This window comes from Micromonospora sp. B11E3 (assembly GCF_039871625.1).
Taxonomy (GTDB): Bacteria; Actinomycetota; Actinomycetes; order Mycobacteriales; family Micromonosporaceae; genus Micromonospora.
The window spans coordinates 20351-39568 of record NZ_JBDPMC010000042.1; the positions used below are offsets into that span (position 1 = coordinate 20351).

A 19218-nucleotide genomic window follows, 5' to 3' on the forward strand; every position below is an offset into this window, starting at 1 on the left:
AGGAGTCGTCATGGTCTTCCGCAACGTGATCGTCTGCCGCATGGTCCCCGGCAGCGAGGACAAGGTCGGCCCGGTCTTCGGGCACTACGACAGGGCCACCCGACCGCAGGACCTCGGCGTCATCGGGCGGCGCCTGCTGTCGCACCACGACCTCTACATCCACGTCATCGAGCGCGAGCAGGATCCCAGGATCTCGGGCCAGACCCGCGGACTGCCCGCGTTCCAGAAGATCGCCGAGGAGATCGCGCCGTACGTGACGCCGTACCCGAGGTACTGGCAGAACCCGTCGGACTCGGTGGCGAAGGAGTTCTACCACTGGGCGCCGGACGGTCAGGAGCCTCCCGAAGACACGACGCTGACGGTGGTCGTGGGCCGGATCAAGCCCGGCGCCGAGTCCGACGTGGCGCGCGTCTTCGCCGAGTCCGACGCCGGATCGCTGCCGAGGGACCTGGGCGTCAGCGGGCGCTGGCTCTACTCGATCGACGACGTGTACGTCCACCTGCTGGAGCAGGACACCGCCGCCGCCGAGGACATGCGGCGCCACCAGGACGAGCCGGCCTTCGCAAAAATCATGGCGGACCTGAGCCCGTACATCAGCCCGTACCAGCCGGAGACCTGGCGCGGCCACCAGGACTCGCTGGCCAGGGAGTTCTACCGCTGGCGAGCCGAGGACTGACGGATCGTCGGCGGGCGGCGACGCCCGGCGCGCCGGGACGGGTAGGTAGGGGTGTTTTCGGCTCCTGTGGAGCTGCCCCGTCTGTGCTACCGCCACCGCAGAACCCACGGGTCACCGCCCCGCGCCGTCCAGGAGCTGGACAGCGCGGGGCGGTCCCGTGCGGGGTTCGGGTCACCCGCGCGGGCGAATCCAGCCGAGGAAGCGGTCCGCCAGGTTCGCCGGGGGCGTACCCGGGTCCAGCTCGGCCAGTTGCGCGGCGGCCTCGACCATCAGGCCGGCCAGGTGGACGCCGAGGGCGACGCGGTCGCCCCGGTACTCGCCGAGGAGGCGCAGCTTCGCGGGCGAGCACGGCCAGGCGATCCCGCACGCCTGGCAGCGCCAGGTGGGGCGGGTCGGCAGGTGCTCCCGGCGGGCCTCACCCTGACACCCGTACCCGGTTCGCGCCCCGCAGGGGCCGGCGGACCGCCGGGGCCGTCGGCTGCGGGGCCGGTGCCGGCCAGCTCAGCCCCTCGCGCCGGACGAACAGCTCGCGTTGGCGCGTCGCGTCGCCCCGGCCGTTCAGCTCGTACGCCAGGATCCACGTCCACCCGTGGTAGGTGTGCCGGTCCCCCAGCTCGCGGATCACCCGCACGACAATCGGGCGTACGAACTGCGGGCTGGCGGCGCGGGTCAGGTGCAGGACGTCGCCGGCCTTGATGGCCCGGGCGGTCACCGGGCGCCCCCGTGCCCGCGCAGGATCTGGGCGGGGGTACGCAGCTCGCCGGCCAGGTGCCAGAGGACCTGGGTCGCGACGTCGTAGCGGGGCACCCGCGGCGGCGGAACCATCGGGCCGACAAGCGGCGGACGGTAGCGGTCTGGTGGACGCTCGGGGTTCGGCCTGCGCTCGTCCCGGCGTACCTCGCGCGGCGCCCGGTGCCGGCCGCCCCGGAAACGGTGACGCCCTCCCATCGAGTCCCCTCTCTGTCGACTGGAGAGGGGGCCGCCGCGTCGTCGGCGGGAACACGGCGGCCCCCGGTGACAGGGCGCGCCCGCCGGGTTGTGGCCTCCACCGAACGCGCCGTCCTGGGACCACACTTTGCCGAGAGTTGTGATACAAACACACCGCGTAGCATTTTGATCCTGAGCCAAGTTGGACATTCCGCAGGAGATCCGGGATGAACCGAGCTGTCGCCGAAGCCATGGCCGCCACCGGCCAAACCGCTGAGAGTCTTGCGGAGCAGATAGGAGTCGACCCCAAAACCGCTGCACGGTGGGCAAATCCGGGGCACATTCCACAGTCTCGGCACCGGGCGAAGGTCGCGGCCCTCCTCGAACGTGAAGTCGCCGAGCTCTGGCCGGACCTCCTGAAGCGACGCGAGCCCGGATGGTTCCGCCCGTGGATGGAGATCGAACGCGAGGCCGTCAGCCTGCGGGCCTTCCAGCTTGCGTGGGTGCCGGGCATTCTCCAGACCGAGGCGTACGCGCGGGCGACGGTCGAAGGTGAAGGCCTGTCACCAGAACGCGTTAACGAGGTAGCGTCAGCGCGCAACGCCCGGCACACAATCCTCCGCCGCCAGGGCGGACCTCTTTACATCGCAGTGATCGACGAAGGGGTTCTAGGCCGAAGCGCGTACGGCAGCAGGGCCCTCATGGCTGAGCAGCTGGACTATCTCGTCGAGTGCGCGCAGCTTCCCTCCGTGCAGATACACATCGTGCCGTCCGACGTTGGTATGTACCCGGGCCTCGGCGGGCCGTTCACCATCGCGGAGATGCCCGACGGGGCACGCGTGGCGTACGTGGACAGCCAGATGACCGCGCAGATCTTCGAGCAGCCGGCCGACGTTGCTACGCTGGAGCGACGCTGGGAACGCATCCGCGGCGAGTCTCTCCCCCGAAAGCGCTCACTAGACCTTCTGAAAGAAGCGGCACGATCATGGACCTGAGCGGCGCCCGGTGGCGCAAGAGCACGAAGAGCGGGAACAACCAGGGCGACTGCGTCGAGGTGGCCGACAACCTTCCCGGCGTCGTCCTCGTCCGCGACTCCAAGGATCGGGACGGCGGAACGTTGACCTTCACACCGGCAAGCTGGCGGGGCTTCGTCGACCTGGCGAAGGAGGTCGGCCCCCTCGGCTGACCGCGTCCACAATCTCTCAGGCCCTCGACACTGTCGGGGGCCTGCCGCATCCGTGGAAGCTGACGACGCGACGACGCGTACGGGATCATCCGCGGTCGCCGGCGAATGATCCCTGCTCCGGCGGCGCCATCCGCACCGATCGTGTATCGCCGGCACATGATCTGCCCTGGTTGGCACCGACTACCCCAGGGGTAGGGGCGGAAGTTAGGGTGATCGATGAGGCTTTTGCCGAGTTCGGGGGGTGCGCTGTGTGGTGGACTGGTGGCGGGATCGTGGCCCTCGTGTTTCCCGCCATCGCAGTCGCCGTCGGCTACCAAGTTCTGGGCTATCCCGGGGTGCCCTTCGGGTTCATCCTGGCCGCCATTGCGACGTGGTACGTCGGGCGCCTCATGAACCGAAGCTCCGACGGGCCCGACGAGTACCACAACGAGCACACCTTCTTCTCGATCCCGGTGCAGTACTGGTCCCTCCTCTGGCTGTTCTTCGCGCTGGCGCAGCTCATCAACATGGCGCTCGGGACCGCCGGCTGGCAGCAGTAGCGGGGTGGCCGCCGCTGGTTACCGCACCTGATGGTGGCTGATCCTTGGATCAGGTGGCGGAGCGGGTGATGGCGTGCTCGACGAGGTCGACCGTGGCCCGGGGGTCCGCGACTTGGACGATGAGCCGGGCGTAGCGCTCGTCGCGCAGTTCGATGACGACGGCCTTGGCCGGGTCGCGGACATCCCAGAAGATGCGCTCGCCATCGATGTGAAAAGTGCCGGCGGTGATGACGCCGGGCAGGTGGGCGCCCGGCGCGCGGATGCCCTTGGGCTCCCTGGTCACGCCGGCGTCGGCGGTGGCGCCTCGGACGTTGGGCAGCGGGATCTCCAGGCGGCTCTTGAGGGCCCAGAGCTTGTCCAGTCCTTCGATCTCGATGACGAGGGTGTCGTTGTCGATGTACACCTTGGCCATGGAAGCTCCTTCAGGGTTGCGGTTGGTGAATCCGGTCGAACAGGACCGTGCCGGCGCCGGCCGCGTCGACGCCGGTGCGGGTTCGCAGGCGTAGGCCGAGGATCGCCGCACTGAGCGCGTAGGCCAGGGGTGAGGGCGCATCGTCGGCGGCCGCCGCGCCGTCGCCCAGGGCGAGATCGATGGCAGCGTCGAAGCCGCGCATGGTGCGGGCGACCTCCTCTGCCACCTCGGGGTCCACCGGCGCGCGTTCGACCATCGCGAGCAGCAGCAGGTCCATGTCAGGGTTGGCGGTGCCGGCCACGAACATGTTCCGCAATGCTCGTATCGGGTCCGGGGCCGCGGTGACCTTCGCCAGCAGTGGCCGGACCTGATGTTCCAGGTGCCACCGCAGGGCGGCCAGGTACAGCCCGCGTTTGCTGCCGAAGACCTTGTACAGGCTGTTGCGGTGCACACCGAGGTGCGTCACCAGGTCGTCGACGGAGATGCCGTCGTAGGCCCGGCAGGCGAACAGGCTCACCGCCGCCCTGATCACTTCCGTCTCGTCGAATGCTCTCGGACGACCCATGGATGAACCGTAGCCGATTCAGGAACGATCAGTCAAGAACGAGCGTTCCTAAATAAGGTCGCATTGTTCCGCCTCACGCTCAACCCCGACCCACGCTCGCCCTGGCGCGCCTTGACCACCGCCGATCATGGAGGTGCGGTGCCCCGCACAACAGGCATTGGCATCCTTCTCGCCCACCATGACTCCATGATCGACGGGGCGGGGCGGGGTGGGGCAGTCCAGCCATCGGCGCGGGCTACGAGCTGAGCGACGCCGACCCCGCCCGGCTCGGTGGACGCAGCGCCGATGCTGGATACGTCGATCGCATCCGGGCGGCGCATGGCGGGATCGACGACTGGGTGGACGACTGCGTCGCAATGGTCCGGCCCTGGTGCTTCGACCTGTCCAGTGTCTCGGTGACGACGAGCGTCTGGCACGGGTTGGATGACGCACCGTGCCCGCACGGACATGCCGAACATCTGGCCAGCAAGATCCCGTATGCACAGCACCAGCGGTTGCCGGGAGGGCACTACCTCGGCGTGGAGGACATCCGTCGGATCCTCGGATGCCTGAGTGCCCTGGTACGCCGGCCATAGTCGGCCGTCGACCCGGGGACCGGGCGGGAGTGTGGGCGGGCGAACGGAACGGCCGGCCTGGTCACCAGCGCTGCCGGCGCGCAGGAGCCTCTGACGGGCGCCGAAGCCGTGCACCCTCGCACGGCTTCGGCACCCGTCAGGCCGGGCCTAGAACTGACCGGTGGTGCACACGGAGTTGGTTCTGCCGCAGTAGGCGTACCCCGTCACGTAGTGGTAGTAGTCATCGACGTAGACCTCGACCTTGGTGATCCCGCCGGACACCTGGCTGCCGTCGAGCGGGATGTTGCCGATGGTGAACCACTGACCGGTCGAGCCGCCGCAGTAGAGGCCGGTCTCGTAAGTGTCGAGCAACGTCGATCCCTGCCAGCCCCACGCCGTGAGGTATCCGCATTCGCCGGCGTTGGCGTAGAACTTCACCGAGGTGAGAGTGACCGACCTGCTGTACCAGGCCAGCCCACCGGTGCCCTGGACCCCGAGCGCACCGGCCCCGTTGGCGTGGACCGCCTTGGCGACGAAACTGGCGGGGGAGGCGCTTGCGGCGGGGCTGAACCCCAGTACGGCGACCGCGAGCATGCCGATCGCGACACCCACTTGCGCCAACCGTCGTCTGAGCACTGCCATCTCCTCCTGATTTCGAGTGGGACATCCGGCTCCGCCGCGACGAGGCGCAGCGGGTGCCGTCTCGACTGAACCCGATGCGGCGACCAGGGCGGCGCAAGCCGACCGAATCCGAATGCCGCCGGGATGGACCGCCGATAGCCTGGGGCGTTCCTGCTCCGCCCATCGGCCGCCTTCCACCAGCCGCCCGATCGCTGGCGCGGTCACCGGCGCTGCCGGCTGGCATGATCTTCTGGTGGCGCCGAAGCCGCGCACCTCGCCCGGCTTCGACGCCCTGTCAGGCCGGGCCTAGAACTGACCGCTGGTGCACGCGGAGCTGGTTCTGCCGCAGTAGGCGTACCCCGTACCGTCGTGGTAGTGGTCGAAGACGTAGACCCTGACCTGGGTGATCCCGCCGGACACCTGGCTGCCGTCGAGCGCGATGTTGCCAACGGTGAACCACTTGCCGGTCGAGCCGCCGCAGTAGAATTCGCCTGACCCCGGCGGATAGAACTTGAAGTCGATGAGGGTCGATCCCTGCCAGCCCTCCGCGCCGAGGTATCCGCATTCGCCGGCGTTGGCATAGAACGTCACCGAGGTGAGAGTGACGGACCTGCTGTACCAGGCCAGCCCGCCGGTGGCCTGGACCGCCAGCGCACCTGCCCCGTTGGCGTGGACCGCCTTGGCGACGAAACTGGTGGGAGAGGCGCTCGCGGCGGGGCTGAACCCCAGCACGGCGACCGCCAACATGCCGATCGCGACACCCGCTTGCGCCAACCGTCGTCTGAGCACTGCCATCTCCTCCTGCTCTCGAGTGGGACATCCGGCACCGCCGCGACGAGGCGCAGCGGGTGCCGTTGCGACTGAACACGACGCGGCGACCAGGGCGCCGCAAACCGACCGAATCCGAACGCCGCCGGGGACGGTCCGGTCGATAGCCTGGGGACCGTGCCTGCTCCGCCGAAATCGGCCGTCTTTCACCAGCCGCCCGATCCCGGGCAGGCCGCCACCCTCGACGACATCGTGGAGCAGCTGCGGCTGCTGAAGGTCTGGGCTGGGAATCCGTCCTACGAGGTCATCAAGGACCGGATCAACGCGGCGTGGTCCAAGACGGGCCGGCCCGCCGTCGAGTTGACCCGCAAGACCACCGTGGTGGACTGTTTCCGGCCCGGCCGCCGCCGGCTCAACACGGATCTGGTCGTCGCCATCGTCGAAGCGCTGCATCCCGACGTCGGCTACGTGAGCCAGTGGCGGCAGGCGCTGCGGATCATCGGCGGCGAAGCCACCGCCGCGTCCCAGGTACGCGTCCACGATCAACTCCCGCACGATCTCGCGGACTTCACCGGCCGCACCGGCGAACTCGATCGGCTACGCGCCGCACTCCGCCGCCGTATCCCCACCGGAATGGTCGGCGTTATCGAGGGAATGGCGGGGATCGGCAAGACGCGCCTGGCCGTCCGCGCCGCGCGGCTGCTCGCCGCGGAGCGGCCGTTCGACCACGTCCTGTTCGTCAACCTGCGGGGATTCCACCCGGATCCGGCCCAGCCTCCGGTCGACCCGGACGCTGTCCTCGACGGCTTCCTGCGTCTGCTCGGCGTACCCGCGCACCAGATCCCGCACGCTCTGCCGAATCGCGCAGCCGCGTACCGCCGGCGGGTCGCCGGAACGCGGGCGCTGGTCGTCCTCGACGACGCCGCGGACGCCGATCAGGTCCGTCCACTGCTCGCCGAGGTTCCCGACTGCGTCACCCTGATCACCAGCCGGCGGCGCCTGGCGCCGCTGCCGCCCGGGGTTCGGCTGCGCCTGGACGTCTTCACCCCGGACGAGGCCGTCGCGTACCTCGCCGACGCCGTCCCCGGCACCCCGGTCGGCACGGACCCGCAGGCCACGGCCCGAATCGCCCGGCTGTGCGGCCACCTGCCCCTCGCTCTCGGCCTGGTCGCCGCCCACATCCGCAGCAGGCCCGGGTGGACGCTCACCGACCACGCCGACCGGCTCGCCGAGCGCCATCGGAACCGCCGCCTGGACACCGGCGTCGAGCTGGCGCTCGACCTGTCCTACCGCCGCCTGCCCAACGGCCACCGCCGAACGCTGCGACTCATCGCGCTGCATCCCGGGCAAGACCTCGACCCGTACGCCGCGGCGGCGCTCGCCGACGTCAGTCTGCCGGCGGCGCGGGCGCACCTGAACGAGCTGCACCGCGACCACGTGGTGCAGTCGGCCGCGCCGGGCAGGTACGCGTTGCACGATGTCCTTCGGGCATATGCCCTGAACCAGGCCGGGGACGAGGACCCGCCGCCGGTACGCCGCACCGCCCTGACCCGGCTGTTCGACTACTACCTGAGCACAGCCGCTGCCGCGATGGACGTCCTGCACCCGGCCGAAGCGCACCGCCGCCCCCGGATCAGCGCGCCGACCACCCCGATGCCGGCCCTGCCCGACGCCGCGACCGCCCGGGCCTGGCTGGACGCCGAACGGGACACCCTTGTCGCGGTCGCCGTCCACACCACGGCCCAGGGCTGGCCCCACCATGCGACGCGGTTGTCGGCGACGCTGTTCCGCTACCTCAATGGCGGGTACTACTCCGAAGCCCTCATCGTGCACGGCCGCGCCCGCGACGCCGCCCGCGACCTGGGAGACGTGGCCGGGCAGGCGACCGCCCTGACCAACCTCGGCGCCGCATGCGTGCAGACCGGACGGTTCGAGCAGGCCACCGACCACCTGGAACAGGCCCTGAAGCTGCATCGGCAGATCGACGACGACACCGGGCAGGCGCGCGTCCTGACCAATCTGGGGGTCATCGAGGCGCGCCTGGGCCGCTACCGGCAGGCGGCCCGACGCCACGAGGCCGCGCTGGCCGGCTACCGGCGGGCCGGTGATCTCACCGGCGAGGCCCGCGCCCTGGGCAACCTCGGCTTCGCCGAGGCACGACTCGGTGACCACCTGAACGCCGCCGAACGATATGCGCAGGCCAGGGACCTGTGCCGGCGGACCGGGGACCGCACGGGCGAGGCGTCCATGCTGGGCAACCTCGGCGACGTGGAGCTGCAGCTCGAACGCTACGACGCCGCCCGCGAACACATCGAACAGGCCCGCAGCGTCTACCAGGAGCGCGGCGACCGTGACGGCGAGGCATGGACGCTGACCAGCCTGGGCGTTCTCGAAACGCTCCTCGGCCGACCGGGGCCGGCCACCGATCATCATCGGCGGGCGCTGGAGGTCTTCCGCCGAGCCGGCGCCCGGGACGGCGAGACGTACGCGCTCAACGGCCTCGGCGAGGCAGCCGAGGCGTACGACTCGCTGGCCCACCACGGCGCCGCCCTGGACATCGCCGCCGAGATCGGCGCGGCCGACCAGCAGGCCCGGGCGCACGCCGGCCTCGGCCGCGCCTGGCACCGTCTCGGTGACGCCGACCAGGCCCGGCGTCACTACGGTGCGGCGCTGGCGCTCTATGGCCAGCTCGGCATGCCGCAGGCCGAGGACATCCGGACCCAGCTCGAAACCATTGCCGCGGAGGGGACAGCGTCGTCATGACGCCGCACTGCAGACGGCTTTCGCTAGTCTCATGGGCCTGGCCGTAGCTCGCCTGGCGTCGATTTCCCTCGCCTGCCCAGCCGCCATCCGGCCACCGTCCAGCAGGCGCCCGAGAGCAGGAAGAACGGCGACCAGAGCAGCAGATCCCAGCGCGCCAGGGTGCGAGCCAGCGCGGCGTGCCCGCCCGGCGGCGGGCGAACCCCGGTCAGCAGCAGGGCGTCGCCGACGAAGCCGAACCCCAGCACCCCGAGCGACCGGACGACCATGAGGACCCCCAGCGTCCAGGCGACCGCGACCAGCAGCCGGCGCGGGACGGCCGTACCCCAGGGGCGGACGGTGGCCAGCGCGACGATGACCCCGACCACCGCGGCGGCGGCCAGCACCCAGTGGCTCGCCACGAACAGCGGATCACGCGCGAGCAGCCGTTCGCGCAGCTCCGGGGGCAGCGGATCCCTGTCGGCCAACGCATTGGCCCCCAGCGCCTGGGCCAGCTTCATCGATCCGTAGGCCGCGGCGCACGCCGCCGCCCCGTACGCGCCGATCCGCGCCCGATCAGGCCGCGACACGTCGTCTCGTCGCCTTCGCGTACGACTGGATCATCGCCAGGTGCAGCCCGATCACGACGATCCCGAGGACTGCGTGATACCACTGCCAGCCCACGCCGATGCCGACGAACCCGTCCACGATCATGATCAACGCGCCGGCGCCGACGGCCAGCAGCATCCCGGCCAGCAGCAACAGCATCAACGTTCTCGACACCCTGCGCCCCAGCGGTGTGACCGTGGCGAGGGCGAGGCAGGCACCCAGCACGCCGGAGGCGGTCGCCCACCACTGTGCGGTCGCCGCGTCCATGAACTGGCGGGCGTAGCGTTCGGTCTCGGCAGCCGACACGACCGGGCCGCCCGGGAACCCGAGCCGGGCCTGCAGGGCGAAGACAGCCTTTCCCACGGCGTAACCGAGGAACAGCACCGCCACCGCGTACGCCGGCCAGCGGCGCGGGCGAGCAGAATCAACCATGGTCGTGACCGTAGGCGTCGCGCGTCGGGCACCGACTCCCGAAAGCGGGTGAGGCGCCTACCGCGCAGGAGGGAGCACCAGCCGCCCTCCTGGGAACGGGCGGAACTTCACCTCGGACTGATCGGCGCCAACCGTCAGCGTCCGGAGTGGAAGACTGCCTTCTCCGACGCCGGCCGAATATCGGTCGATAGTCGCCCACGGGGCAGGCAGACTCGGGCGGTGATCGAGATAACCCCCGGCCTCGCGCACGCCCTGGTCGCCGAGCAGTTCCCGCAGTGGAGCCACCTCCCCGTGGCGCCCGTCGCCCGGCAGGGCTGGGACAACCGGACGTTCCGGCTCGGCGACGAGTTGGCCGTACGCCTGCCGAGCGCCGAAGGGTACGTACCCGGCGTCGACAAGGAAGACCGGTGTCTGCGCGTACTGGTCGGTCACGTGCCGCTGCCGGTCCCGGAGCCGGTCGCGACCGGCCGCCCGGCCGCCGGCTATCCGTTCCCCTGGTCCATTCGGCGCTGGCTGCCCGGGGAGACCGTCGAGGCGGCCACGGACGTCGACCGGGCCGCGTTGGCACGGGATCTCGGCGCCTTCCTGACCGCGCTGCGTCAGGCTCCCACCGAGGCGGGGCCGGCCTGCGGCCGTCATTCCTTCTTTCGCGGCTGCCACCCCAGCGTCTACAGCGACGACGTCGAACAGTCCCTCGACCGGCTCCGGAACGTCGTCGATGTCGCGGCCTGCCGGGCGGTCTGGGCGCAGGCGCTCACCTCGGCCTGGCCGTCGGCGCCCACCTGGTTTCACGGCGACGTCGCCGTCGGCAACCTGCTCACGACCGGCGGAAGGCTGTCCGCGGTCATCGACTTCGGCACCTGCGGGGTGGGCGACCCCGCGTGCGGCCTCGTCATGGCCTGGACGTACTTCGAAGGCGACGAGCGGAACCTCTTCCGCGAAGCCGTGGGCCTGCCCGACGACGCGTGGCGCCGGGCCCGCGGATGGGCGTTGTGGAAGGCGCTGGTGACCATGGCGGGGCAGTCCAGCCCGGATCCCGAGGGCGTGCAGAACCGGATCCTCGTCCAGGTGCTCGAGCACCGGATGACCGCCTGACCGGCCTGCCGGCTCCTGCGTCCGCGCCCGCAGTCTGTCGGAGGGGGCTGCCATCATGCTGCTCACAACACGGCGAGGAGCGGGACCGGACGGCATGGCAACGGTGATGATTCGGGACGAGACGGCGACGGGACGGGCCATCGACAGTTGGCCGCTGGCCGGCATGCCGGAGCGCATGTCCGCCCGGGAGCTGGTCCGGTTGCGGGTACGCGAGGAGGTCGCACGGTTCAACGCGAGCCAGGCCGAGCACTTCCGGGGCCTGGTGCAGCCGACCGACGCGCGTGGCGCGCGTCCTTCCACCACCAGCTCGCGCACACCGGGGACGATCCCGGCCACGAGGCGTTGTACTGCTCCACGGACCAGGTGCGGTTCGCCCGACGCGACGGCGCGACGTGGCAGCCGGCGCCGGTCGCCGAGGTGCCACCGCTGGTCTTCACCGAGGCCATGCGCGACGTGGATCTGTTCGTGGGTGTCACCTCGATCGCCACCGACCCGCAGTGGGCCGACCGCGGCGACGACCGGTTCGGCCGGTACTGGCGTAGCAGCGTCGGTGCCGCGCTGACCCCGTCGGCGCAGGTGCGCCGCGACGCGCTGGCCCGGCTGCTGCCCCGGCTGCGGATCGCCGACCGGGTCAGCCTGTCGGAGCGCCACCTGCACGTGCGGGGCAACCTCCGCGGGTACCGGATCCACCTCGGCTCGGGAAACATCATGATGGAGCCGGACGACGCGTACCTGTGCATCGTCGCGGCCCGCGACCGGACCCAGCGGCTGCACCTGCCGTTCGAGGACGATCCGATGCTGTCCACGATCCTGTCCAAGGCGATCATGCTCGCGGCCGACGACAGGATCACCGACCCGACCGTGCTGCGGCAGCTCACCCGGCGGCCGGCCCCTGACGACACCCCCGCGCCAGCGCGTCGCGGGCGGCGCGACAGACGAGCACAAACAGGATCTTCCTGGCCGATGGGGTGATCAAGGACCTCCTTACATAGATTGATCTACCTATTTTCCTTTGATCGACAGAGCCATATCCTCACCCCGATCGACCCACGTCACCGATGCGGTGGCCAGCGCCCACGCGGGCCGGCGTCGATCTGAGGAAGGATGAGGATGAGTCACCCGAACAGCACGGGCCGGCGCGGCAGGCTCGCCGCGCTCGCCATCGTCTCGGCGGCGGCCACCGTCGCCGTCATGGCCACCACCCCTGCCCAGGCCGCGCCCGCCGCCGGCACCATCCGGCCGGCCGGTTCCGCCGACGTCGTCGCCGACAGCTACATCGTCGTGCTGAACGACACCGCGACCCTGCGCGGCCGGGGCGTCGCGGACACCGCCGCCGACCTCACCGCCCGCTACGGCGGCTCGGTGGGGCGCACGTACCAGCACGCGCTGCGCGGCTTCGAGGTGGCGCTGCCCCGCGCCGCCGCCGAGCACCTGGCCGCGAACCCGGCGGTGGCGTACGTGCAGCAGAACGGCATCTACACCATCAAGGGCACCCAGAGCCCGACCTCGTCGTGGGGCCTGGACCGGATCGACCAGCGCAACCTGCCGCTGAACAACTCGTACACCTACCCGGTGACGGGCAGCGGCGTGCGGGCGTACATCATCGACACCGGCATCCGGTTCGCCCACAGCGACTTCGGCGGGCGTGCGGTGACCGGGTACGACGCCATCGACGGCGGCAGCGCTGACGACTGCAACGGGCACGGCACGCACGTGGCCGGCACGGTCGGCGGCTCGTCGTACGGCGTGGCCAAGGGCGTGCAGCTGGTCGGCGTCCGGGTGCTGAACTGCTCCGGCAGCGGCACCACCGCCCAGGTCGTCGGCGGCATCGACTGGGTCACCGGCAACCACACCGCCGGGCAGCCGGCCGTGGCGAACATGAGCCTCGGCGGCGGGGCGGACACCGCGATCGACAACGCGACGGTCAACTCGATCAACGACGGCATCACCTACGCCGTCGCCGCGGGCAACGAGAACACCAACGCCTGCAACTCCTCGCCGGCCCGCGTCGCCGCCGCGATCACGGTGGGGGCCACCCAGAACAACGACGCCCGCGCGTCGTACTCGAACTACGGCTCCTGCCTGGACATCTTCGGGCCGGGCACGAACATCACCTCGGCCTGGTACACCAGCGACACCGCCACCAACACCATCAGCGGTACGTCGATGGCGACGCCGCACGTGGCCGGTGTCGCCGCGCTGGTGCTGGCCCAGAACGCCTCCTACACCCCGCAGCAGGTGCGCGACTACCTGGTCAACAACTCCACCGCCAACGTGGTGACCAGCCCGGGCACCGGCTCGCCGAACAGGCTGCTGTACGTCGTCAACGGCACGGCCACGAACGACTTCTCCGTCTCGGTCTCCCCGGCCTCCGGCTCGACCACCCCGGGCGGCTCGGTCACCACGACGGTGAACACCACGACCACCTCCGGCAGCCCGCAGACGGTGAACCTCTCGGCCAGCGGCCTGCCCAGCGGCGCGAGCGCGTCGTTCACCCCGTCGTCGGTGACCTCCGGCAGCTCGTCGAGCCTGCGGATCACCACGTCCGCGTCCACCCCGGCGGGGACCTACACCGTCACCGTCACCGGTACCGGCTCGGTGACCCGCACCGCGACGTACACCCTGACGGTCGGTTCCGGCGGCTCGTGCGCCAGCCCCGGCCAGAAGATCACCAACCCGGGCTTCGAGTCCGGCACCACCGGCTGGACGCAGACCTCCGGGGTGATCGGTCAGCACGGCGCCAGCGGCCAGCCGCCGCGGAGCGGCACCTGGAACGCCTGGCTGAACGGGTACGGCACCAGCCACACCGACTACCTGTACCAGAACGTCACGCTGCCGGCGGGCTGCACCAACTACACGTTCAGCTTCTGGCTGCACATCGACAGTGCCGAGAGCACCACGACCACCGCGTACGACACCCTCAGGGTGGAGGTGCTCAACACGTCCGGCACCGTGCTGCAGACCCTGGCCACCTACTCGAACCTGAACAAGGCGACGGGCTACAGCCAGAAGTCGTTCAGCCTGTCCTCGTACGCCGGGCAGACGATCCGGCTGCGCTGGTACGGCGTGGAGGACTCCTCGCTGCAGACCTCGTTCGTCGTCGACGACACCGCGCTCAACGTGTCCTGATCCGCGCTGACTGAACCGGCCCCCGCCCGGTCCGAAGATGTTTCGGACCGGGCGGGGGCCGCCTGGTGAACTGGCTCAGCTGACGGTCACGGAGACCGTCTTCGGCGGCTGTTGCAGCTGCCCGTAGTTGTCGACCGCCCTGATCACGACGGTATAGGCCCCCGCCGGGACCACCGGTGACGTGTAGGCGAAGTTCGACCCCGGGGAGCCCGGGCTGGTGAGGAAGGTCGAGATCCACGGCGCGGTGCCCGCGACGAACGCGCCGGAGGCGTTCATCCCCTGGCCCGCGCCGTTGACGATCTGGACCTCCACCTTGGACATGCCGACGTCGTCCACGGCGCGCCCGCTGACCACGATCCTCGACTCGGTGTAGACGGCGCCGTCGGTCGGTACGAGGAGGCTCGGCTCCAGCCGCGGGTCGAGGTCACCCGGGTACACGAGGTACCGGGCGGTGGCGCCGGAGGTCGAGCCGTCCTGCTGACCGGCGGTGTCGACCGCCCACGCCTCGACGCTGTACTCACCCTTGGTGGGCAGGTCGATCGGCAGGGTGAATGTCGTGCTCGTCGCGCCCGGCGAGGCGAGCGTGGCGTCCACCGTGGCGAAGCTGGCCGCCATGGTGCCGTTCGGCTGCACGTACCGGCCGGTGTCCAGGTCGCGCAGCGCCACCCGCACGCCCTGCACGCCATTGTCGTCGGTCGCGGTGCCGGCCAGGTCGAGGTGCAGCGCCTCGACGTTCTGGTCGACGCCGGTGAAGCTCAACAGGCCGTTCGGGAAGGTGTCGCCGGGCACCTGAGCGGTGACGGTGAGCCGGCCCAGGTTGGCCGTCGTCGTGCTCAGGCCGAGGTTGTCGGTGGCCCGCACCGCGAAGTCGTACACCCCGGGCGTGAGCGGCGCGGTGGTGTAGGACCAGTCGTACGTCGCGGCGTTCAGGTTCGTCGGCGAGATCCGGTAGAGGCCCGCGATCGCGTCGACGCCCCAGGTGCCATCGGCGGCCAGCGCCTCGCGGGTGCTGTTGTTGCGCAGGTAGATCTCCACCGACTTCAGGGTGTCGTCGTCGCCGGCGGTGCCGGAGAACGTGATCGGGCTGCCCGGCGCGACGGTGACCGGCGCGGCGGGGGTGGGCGGGGTCATCGGCACGGGCGTGCTGATGGCCACCGAGGGCGCGACACCGGTCGTCGAGACGATCCAGTCCCGGGAGTCGCCGCGCAGGTCGCTCTGGCCGGCGATGTCGATGGCGGTGGCCGTCATCTTCCAGTCGCCCTCGGTCGGCAGGGTCACCTCGAGCTGCCAGGTGGTCGAGAGCGCGCCGATGATGTCCGGATCGCCGCGAAGCGTGTTGTAGACCGGGGCGACCGTCCCGTCGTCCTGCAGGTACTGGTTGTCGGAGCGGCGGAACGAGTACGTCATCGCGCTGACGCCCTTGTCGTCGCTGGCGGTGCCGGTGGCGACGAAGGTGGTGGCGGCGACCAGGCCGGTGGCCGGGGAGGTGATCCTCGTCGCCGGCGGCAGGTCGTCGAAGCTGAAGGTCTCGATCTTCTTGATGGCCTTCGTGGCGTCGGCCTCGCCGTTGCCACCGAACGTCTTCGCCTGGACCTGGTACTCGCCGACGGGCATCGACAGCGTGAGGGACCAGGGGGTCGAGGGCGCGTTCACCGTGGCGACCGTCGCGTTGATGCTGTTGGCGGCGCCCCACGTGACGAGGTCGTCCTGCAGCCACTTGCGGGAGTTCCGGTCCTGGATCTCGATGCCGACCTTGGTGACGCCGGCCGGGGAGGTCGCCTGACCCTCCAGCGTGAACGGCTCGTTGGCCTGCCTGACCGCGCCCTCGATGGGCGTGACGATCGTCGTGTCGACCGGCGAGGGCGCCGGCACCCGGGAGAGGTCGAAGAACCCGACCCGCCCCACCGGCAGGCCGCCCTTGGTGTTGCCGTCGCCGCCGACGAAGAGACCCCGCGGGGTGGCCAGCATGGCCTTCTCCCCCTCGTACGAGCTGGAGCCCGGGTTCCACTCCAGCGCCGTGCCCGTCGCCGGGTCGAGCGCGCCGATGTGGTCACGGCGGACCACCTGGTCCCCGAGGGCGTAGCCGCTCAGGCCCTGACCCGTGCCGTACCCGACGTTGTCCAGACCCGGCCAGGGGACGTTCGAGGTCGGCGACTCCTGCCAGCTGAAGTGGCCGCCGACGTACACGGCCGTCTCGGTGATGGCGACCGAGTAGACGCTGTCGAAGTGCCGGGACACCCAGATCGGCTCGACGTGGTCGTCGCCGGCCACCGGGAACGCCATCGCGGTGTCGTTGATCGGCGGACGGTCGCCGCCCGAGCCGCTGGTGACGACGAAGTAGGAGTCGTCGGGCGCGATGTCACCGGCGAAGACCCGCTGGATCCCGCCGACGAAGGAGAGGTTGTCCTCCCACAGGCGCGTGCGCCACGGCAGGAGGGTCTTGGCGGCGGTGTCGACGAGGCCGACGCCGTAGCGGTCCTGGCCGGCGATCTGCCGACCGGTGTGCACGACCAGCAGCTTGCTGTCGTCGTGCGTCAGCTTCAACTGCTGCACGGTGAGCATGCCGCCGACACCGATGCCGCCGGACAGCGGCAGGTTGAAGCCGCTGTCCACCGCCCCCGTGGTCGGGTTGAGCGCCGCCAGCGCGGGGCGGCTCACACTGTTGATCTTCGTGAACTGGCCGCCGACGTACACCGCGGTGTTGCTGACGGCCAGCGCGGTCCCGCGCCCGTTGCCCTGCGCCGTGAACCCCGCGACCGGAGCACCGGTGACCGGGTCGAGCCGGGCGACCTTGCGCTTCGTCAGGCCACCGACGGTGTTGAACGAGCCGGCGACGTAGAGCGCCGAGCCGTCCGGCGAGGCTTCGACGGCCTCGACGGATCCGTCGAACGTCGGCCGGAAGGTAGTGTCGACCCTGCCCGTGTCGATGTCGTACGACGCCAGCGACGGCTGCGCGAGCGGCGTCTCGCCGACGTTGGCGATCGACGTGAACGAGCCGGCGACGAAGACCCGGTTCCCGATCACCTCGATGTCCGTGATCTCGCCGTCGGTGATCCTCGGTACGTCGTTGCGCGGCGTGCCGGGAACCAGCCCGGTGTGTCCCGGGACGGCCCGGGCAGCGACCGCGACCGTACGTGTGGCGGCGCCGCCTGTTCTCGCGGCATCGTCGGCGGGCCTGCCCGCAGCCGCGCTCGCAGCCGCCGGTTGGCCCAGCAACACCACCGCCCCGGCGACCAGACCCGCGACGGCGCGGCTCCGAATGTGCATCGAGACAACCCCCTGTAAACGCCCGCATCGCGTCACCGGGTCGGCTCCCGGCAACGTTCACCCGCCGACGTGCCGGAGATCACCGTAGGAGGGTCGTCCCTTTGTGGATAGTGGACTGCCAGAAACCGACTGATCGACAAGGGAAGCCCGTCCACGCGGGCCGGCCGCGCCGGTCTTGGCATCCGGGCGCGCTCCGCCGATCGGGTCGGCGCGGGACCGCCCGGAGGGCCGCCGGAAAGAGTCGAGGGACGGCGACCGGGATCGGCCGGGCCTCAGTCGGTCCCGACCATGGCGACGCCCGCCGCGGCGGCCCGGTCCAACCGGTCGTCGATGACGACCACCTCACGGCCGGCGTTGGCCAGCAGCGACGCGGCGGCCGTGGCCCGGTAGCCGGAGCTGCAGTGCACCCACACCACGCCGGGCGGCACCTCGGCGAGCCGCGCCGGCAGGTCCGGCAGCGGGACGTGCACGGCGCCGTCGACGTGGCCGGCCTTCCACTCGCTGGGCAGCCGCACGTCGAGCACCACGTCGGCGGCGGGCAGCCCGGCCGGGGCGGCCCCGGCACGGGCCGCGGCCAGCGCCGGGAAGTCGGCCAGCCGCAGTTCGCGCCGCTGCGCGGGGTCCGCGGCCCACTCGTCGGCGCCGCCGGTGGCCTGGGCGGCGGGCCGGTCGATGCCGATGCGGACCAGTTCGCGCTGGGCGTCGGCCACCTGGTCCGGCGTCTCGGCGAGCAGGGTGACCGGGGTCCCCCAGTCGATCAGCCAGCCGAGCCACGTCGACATCGGCCCGTCCAGGCCGAGGCTGACCGTGCCGGCCAGGTGCGCGGCCGCGTACGCCTTGCGGTGCCGCAGGTCGACCACCCACTCCCCCGCGGCGATCCGCTCGCGCAACTGGCCGGCGTCGGCCCGGGTGACGGGGGTGAGGTCGACCGGCGCGGCTCCGGCGGCGTTCACCACGCCCACGTGCGCGTAGTACGCCGGGTACGCGTCCAGGCCGGCCAGCGTCTGCGTGACGAACTCGTCGGCGGCGAGCCGGAGCACCGGGTTGGCCTCCCGCTCCCGACCGATCGTCGACTCCGCCACGTCCGCCTGGCCGGCCGCGCAGAAGCTGCCGAACCCGTGGGTGGGCCACACCTGCGTGCCGTCGGGCAGCAGGTCGGCCAGCCGCCGCGCCGAGGCGTGCTGCCGCCGCGCCAGCTCGCGGGTGTGCCGCCGCCCGAGCAGGTCGGTGCGGCCGGTGCTGCCGAACAGCAGCGACCCGCCGGTGAACACGCCCACCGGGGACCAGCCGTCGTCGCCGGCCTCGTCGAGGACGTACGACAGGTGGTGGAAGGTGTGTCCCGCCGTGGCGACCGCCCGCAGCCGCAGCGTGTCCCCGACGGGCACCTCGTCGCCGTCGGCCACCGGCGTCCGGTCGAAGCCGACCTCGTCGGCCGCCGCCACCAGGTACGCCGCGCCGCTGACCCGGGCCAGTTCGAGCCCACCGGAGACGTAGTCGTTGTGCAGGTGCGTCTCCACCACGTGCGTGACCCGGACCCCCCTGTCCCCGGCCAGGTGGAGGACCCGGTCGATGTCACGCTGGGGGTCGACGACCACCGCCACGCGCCCGTCCGAGGCGAGGTAGCTGCGGTCCCCCAGCGAGGACGTCTCGATGACGGACACCTCGACTGCCACGACGCGCTCCCTTCCACCCGGCCTGG

Annotated in this window: 18 protein-coding genes; 8 read left to right on the forward strand and 10 right to left on the reverse strand. The window is 71.2% G+C overall.

The features are described from left to right. The first annotated feature begins 10 nt into the window (after positions 1 to 10). Positions 11 to 676, forward strand: coding sequence for a TcmI family type II polyketide cyclase (locus ABGB16_RS20710; RefSeq protein ID WP_347669739.1), 666 nt, complete (start codon positions 11 to 13; stop codon positions 674 to 676). A gap of 415 nt (positions 677 to 1091) precedes the next feature. Here ABGB16_RS20710 and ABGB16_RS20715 read toward each other — a convergent pair whose 3' ends face one another. Next, a complete protein-coding gene (locus tag ABGB16_RS20715) occupies positions 1092 to 1388 on the reverse strand; it encodes a hypothetical protein (protein ID WP_347669740.1) in 297 nt (98 codons plus the stop codon). Beyond that, positions 1385 to 1624, reverse strand: a complete 240-nt coding sequence (locus ABGB16_RS20720; protein WP_347669741.1) for a hypothetical protein — start codon at positions 1622 to 1624, stop codon at positions 1385 to 1387. Before ABGB16_RS20720 ends, ABGB16_RS20715 begins: the two co-directional genes overlap by 4 nt. Positions 1625 to 1830: 206 nt before the next feature. On the opposite strand from ABGB16_RS20720, the gene ABGB16_RS20725 reads away from it, so the two are divergent. The 3 genes from ABGB16_RS20725 (at position 1831) to ABGB16_RS20735 (ending at position 3328) form a co-directional block, all read left to right on the forward strand. Beyond that, the gene (locus ABGB16_RS20725) at positions 1831 to 2598 is read left to right on the forward strand and encodes a DUF5753 domain-containing protein (protein ID WP_347669742.1); all 768 of its coding nucleotides are present in this window, start codon (positions 1831 to 1833) and stop codon (positions 2596 to 2598) included. Continuing rightward, positions 2589 to 2789, forward strand: a complete 201-nt coding sequence (locus ABGB16_RS20730; RefSeq protein ID WP_347669743.1) for a DUF397 domain-containing protein — start codon at positions 2589 to 2591, stop codon at positions 2787 to 2789. The genes ABGB16_RS20725 and ABGB16_RS20730 overlap by 10 nt, the downstream gene beginning before the upstream one ends. Positions 2790 to 3061: 272 nt before the next feature. Beyond that, the gene (locus ABGB16_RS20735; RefSeq protein WP_347669744.1) at positions 3062 to 3328 is read left to right on the forward strand and encodes a hypothetical protein; all 267 of its coding nucleotides are present in this window, start codon (positions 3062 to 3064) and stop codon (positions 3326 to 3328) included. Positions 3329 to 3377: 49 nt separating this feature from the next. On the opposite strand, the gene ABGB16_RS20740 is transcribed toward ABGB16_RS20735, so the two are convergent. From ABGB16_RS20740 to ABGB16_RS20755, 4 genes are all read right to left on the reverse strand, one after another. Next, a complete protein-coding gene (locus tag ABGB16_RS20740; RefSeq protein ID WP_347669745.1) occupies positions 3378 to 3740 on the reverse strand; it encodes a hypothetical protein in 363 nt (120 codons plus the stop codon). Between the two features lie 10 nt (positions 3741 to 3750). Next, entirely contained in the window at positions 3751 to 4305 is a 555-nt protein-coding gene (locus tag ABGB16_RS20745; RefSeq protein ID WP_347669746.1) for a TetR/AcrR family transcriptional regulator, read from the reverse strand. A gap of 722 nt (positions 4306 to 5027) precedes the next feature. Next, a complete protein-coding gene (locus ABGB16_RS20750) occupies positions 5028 to 5471 on the reverse strand; it encodes a hypothetical protein (protein WP_347669747.1) in 444 nt (147 codons plus the stop codon). Positions 5472 to 5786: 315 nt separating this feature from the next. After that, on the reverse strand, positions 5787 to 6269 hold the full coding sequence (locus tag ABGB16_RS20755) for a hypothetical protein (RefSeq protein WP_347669748.1): 483 nt from the start codon (positions 6267 to 6269) through the stop codon (positions 5787 to 5789). A gap of 156 nt (positions 6270 to 6425) precedes the next feature. Between ABGB16_RS20755 and ABGB16_RS20760 the strand changes: the two genes are divergently transcribed. Continuing rightward, entirely contained in the window at positions 6426 to 9011 is a 2586-nt protein-coding gene (locus ABGB16_RS20760) for a tetratricopeptide repeat protein (RefSeq protein WP_347669749.1), read from the forward strand. Between the two features lie 29 nt (positions 9012 to 9040). Here ABGB16_RS20760 and ABGB16_RS20765 read toward each other — a convergent pair whose 3' ends face one another. Then, positions 9041 to 9577 (reverse strand): DUF3995 domain-containing protein, encoded by a 537-nt coding sequence (locus ABGB16_RS20765; protein WP_347669750.1) that lies wholly within the window; start codon positions 9575 to 9577, stop codon positions 9041 to 9043. Next, on the reverse strand, positions 9564 to 10028 hold the full coding sequence (locus tag ABGB16_RS20770) for a hypothetical protein (RefSeq protein WP_347669751.1): 465 nt from the start codon (positions 10026 to 10028) through the stop codon (positions 9564 to 9566). The genes ABGB16_RS20765 and ABGB16_RS20770 overlap by 14 nt, the downstream gene beginning before the upstream one ends. 219 nt (positions 10029 to 10247) lie before the next feature. Here ABGB16_RS20770 and ABGB16_RS20775 point away from each other — a divergent pair, with 219 nt between their 5' ends. The 3 genes from ABGB16_RS20775 to ABGB16_RS20785 all read left to right on the forward strand — a co-directional run bounded on the left by ABGB16_RS20775 (position 10248) and on the right by ABGB16_RS20785 (position 14252). Next, positions 10248 to 11123 (forward strand): aminoglycoside phosphotransferase family protein, encoded by an 876-nt coding sequence (locus tag ABGB16_RS20775; RefSeq protein WP_347669752.1) that lies wholly within the window; start codon positions 10248 to 10250, stop codon positions 11121 to 11123. Between the two features lie 363 nt (positions 11124 to 11486). Then, positions 11487 to 12095, forward strand: coding sequence for a hypothetical protein (locus tag ABGB16_RS20780; RefSeq protein WP_347669753.1), 609 nt, complete (start codon positions 11487 to 11489; stop codon positions 12093 to 12095). Between the two features lie 138 nt (positions 12096 to 12233). Then, positions 12234 to 14252, forward strand: a complete 2019-nt coding sequence (locus ABGB16_RS20785) for a S8 family serine peptidase (RefSeq protein WP_347669754.1) — start codon at positions 12234 to 12236, stop codon at positions 14250 to 14252. A gap of 75 nt (positions 14253 to 14327) precedes the next feature. Here ABGB16_RS20785 and ABGB16_RS20790 read toward each other — a convergent pair whose 3' ends face one another. Beyond that, positions 14328 to 17519, reverse strand: a complete 3192-nt coding sequence (locus ABGB16_RS20790) for a hypothetical protein (RefSeq protein ID WP_347669755.1) — start codon at positions 17517 to 17519, stop codon at positions 14328 to 14330. A gap of 272 nt (positions 17520 to 17791) precedes the next feature. Then, entirely contained in the window at positions 17792 to 19192 is a 1401-nt protein-coding gene (locus ABGB16_RS20795) for an MBL fold metallo-hydrolase (protein WP_347669756.1), read from the reverse strand. Positions 19193 to 19218: the final 26 nt, after the last annotated feature.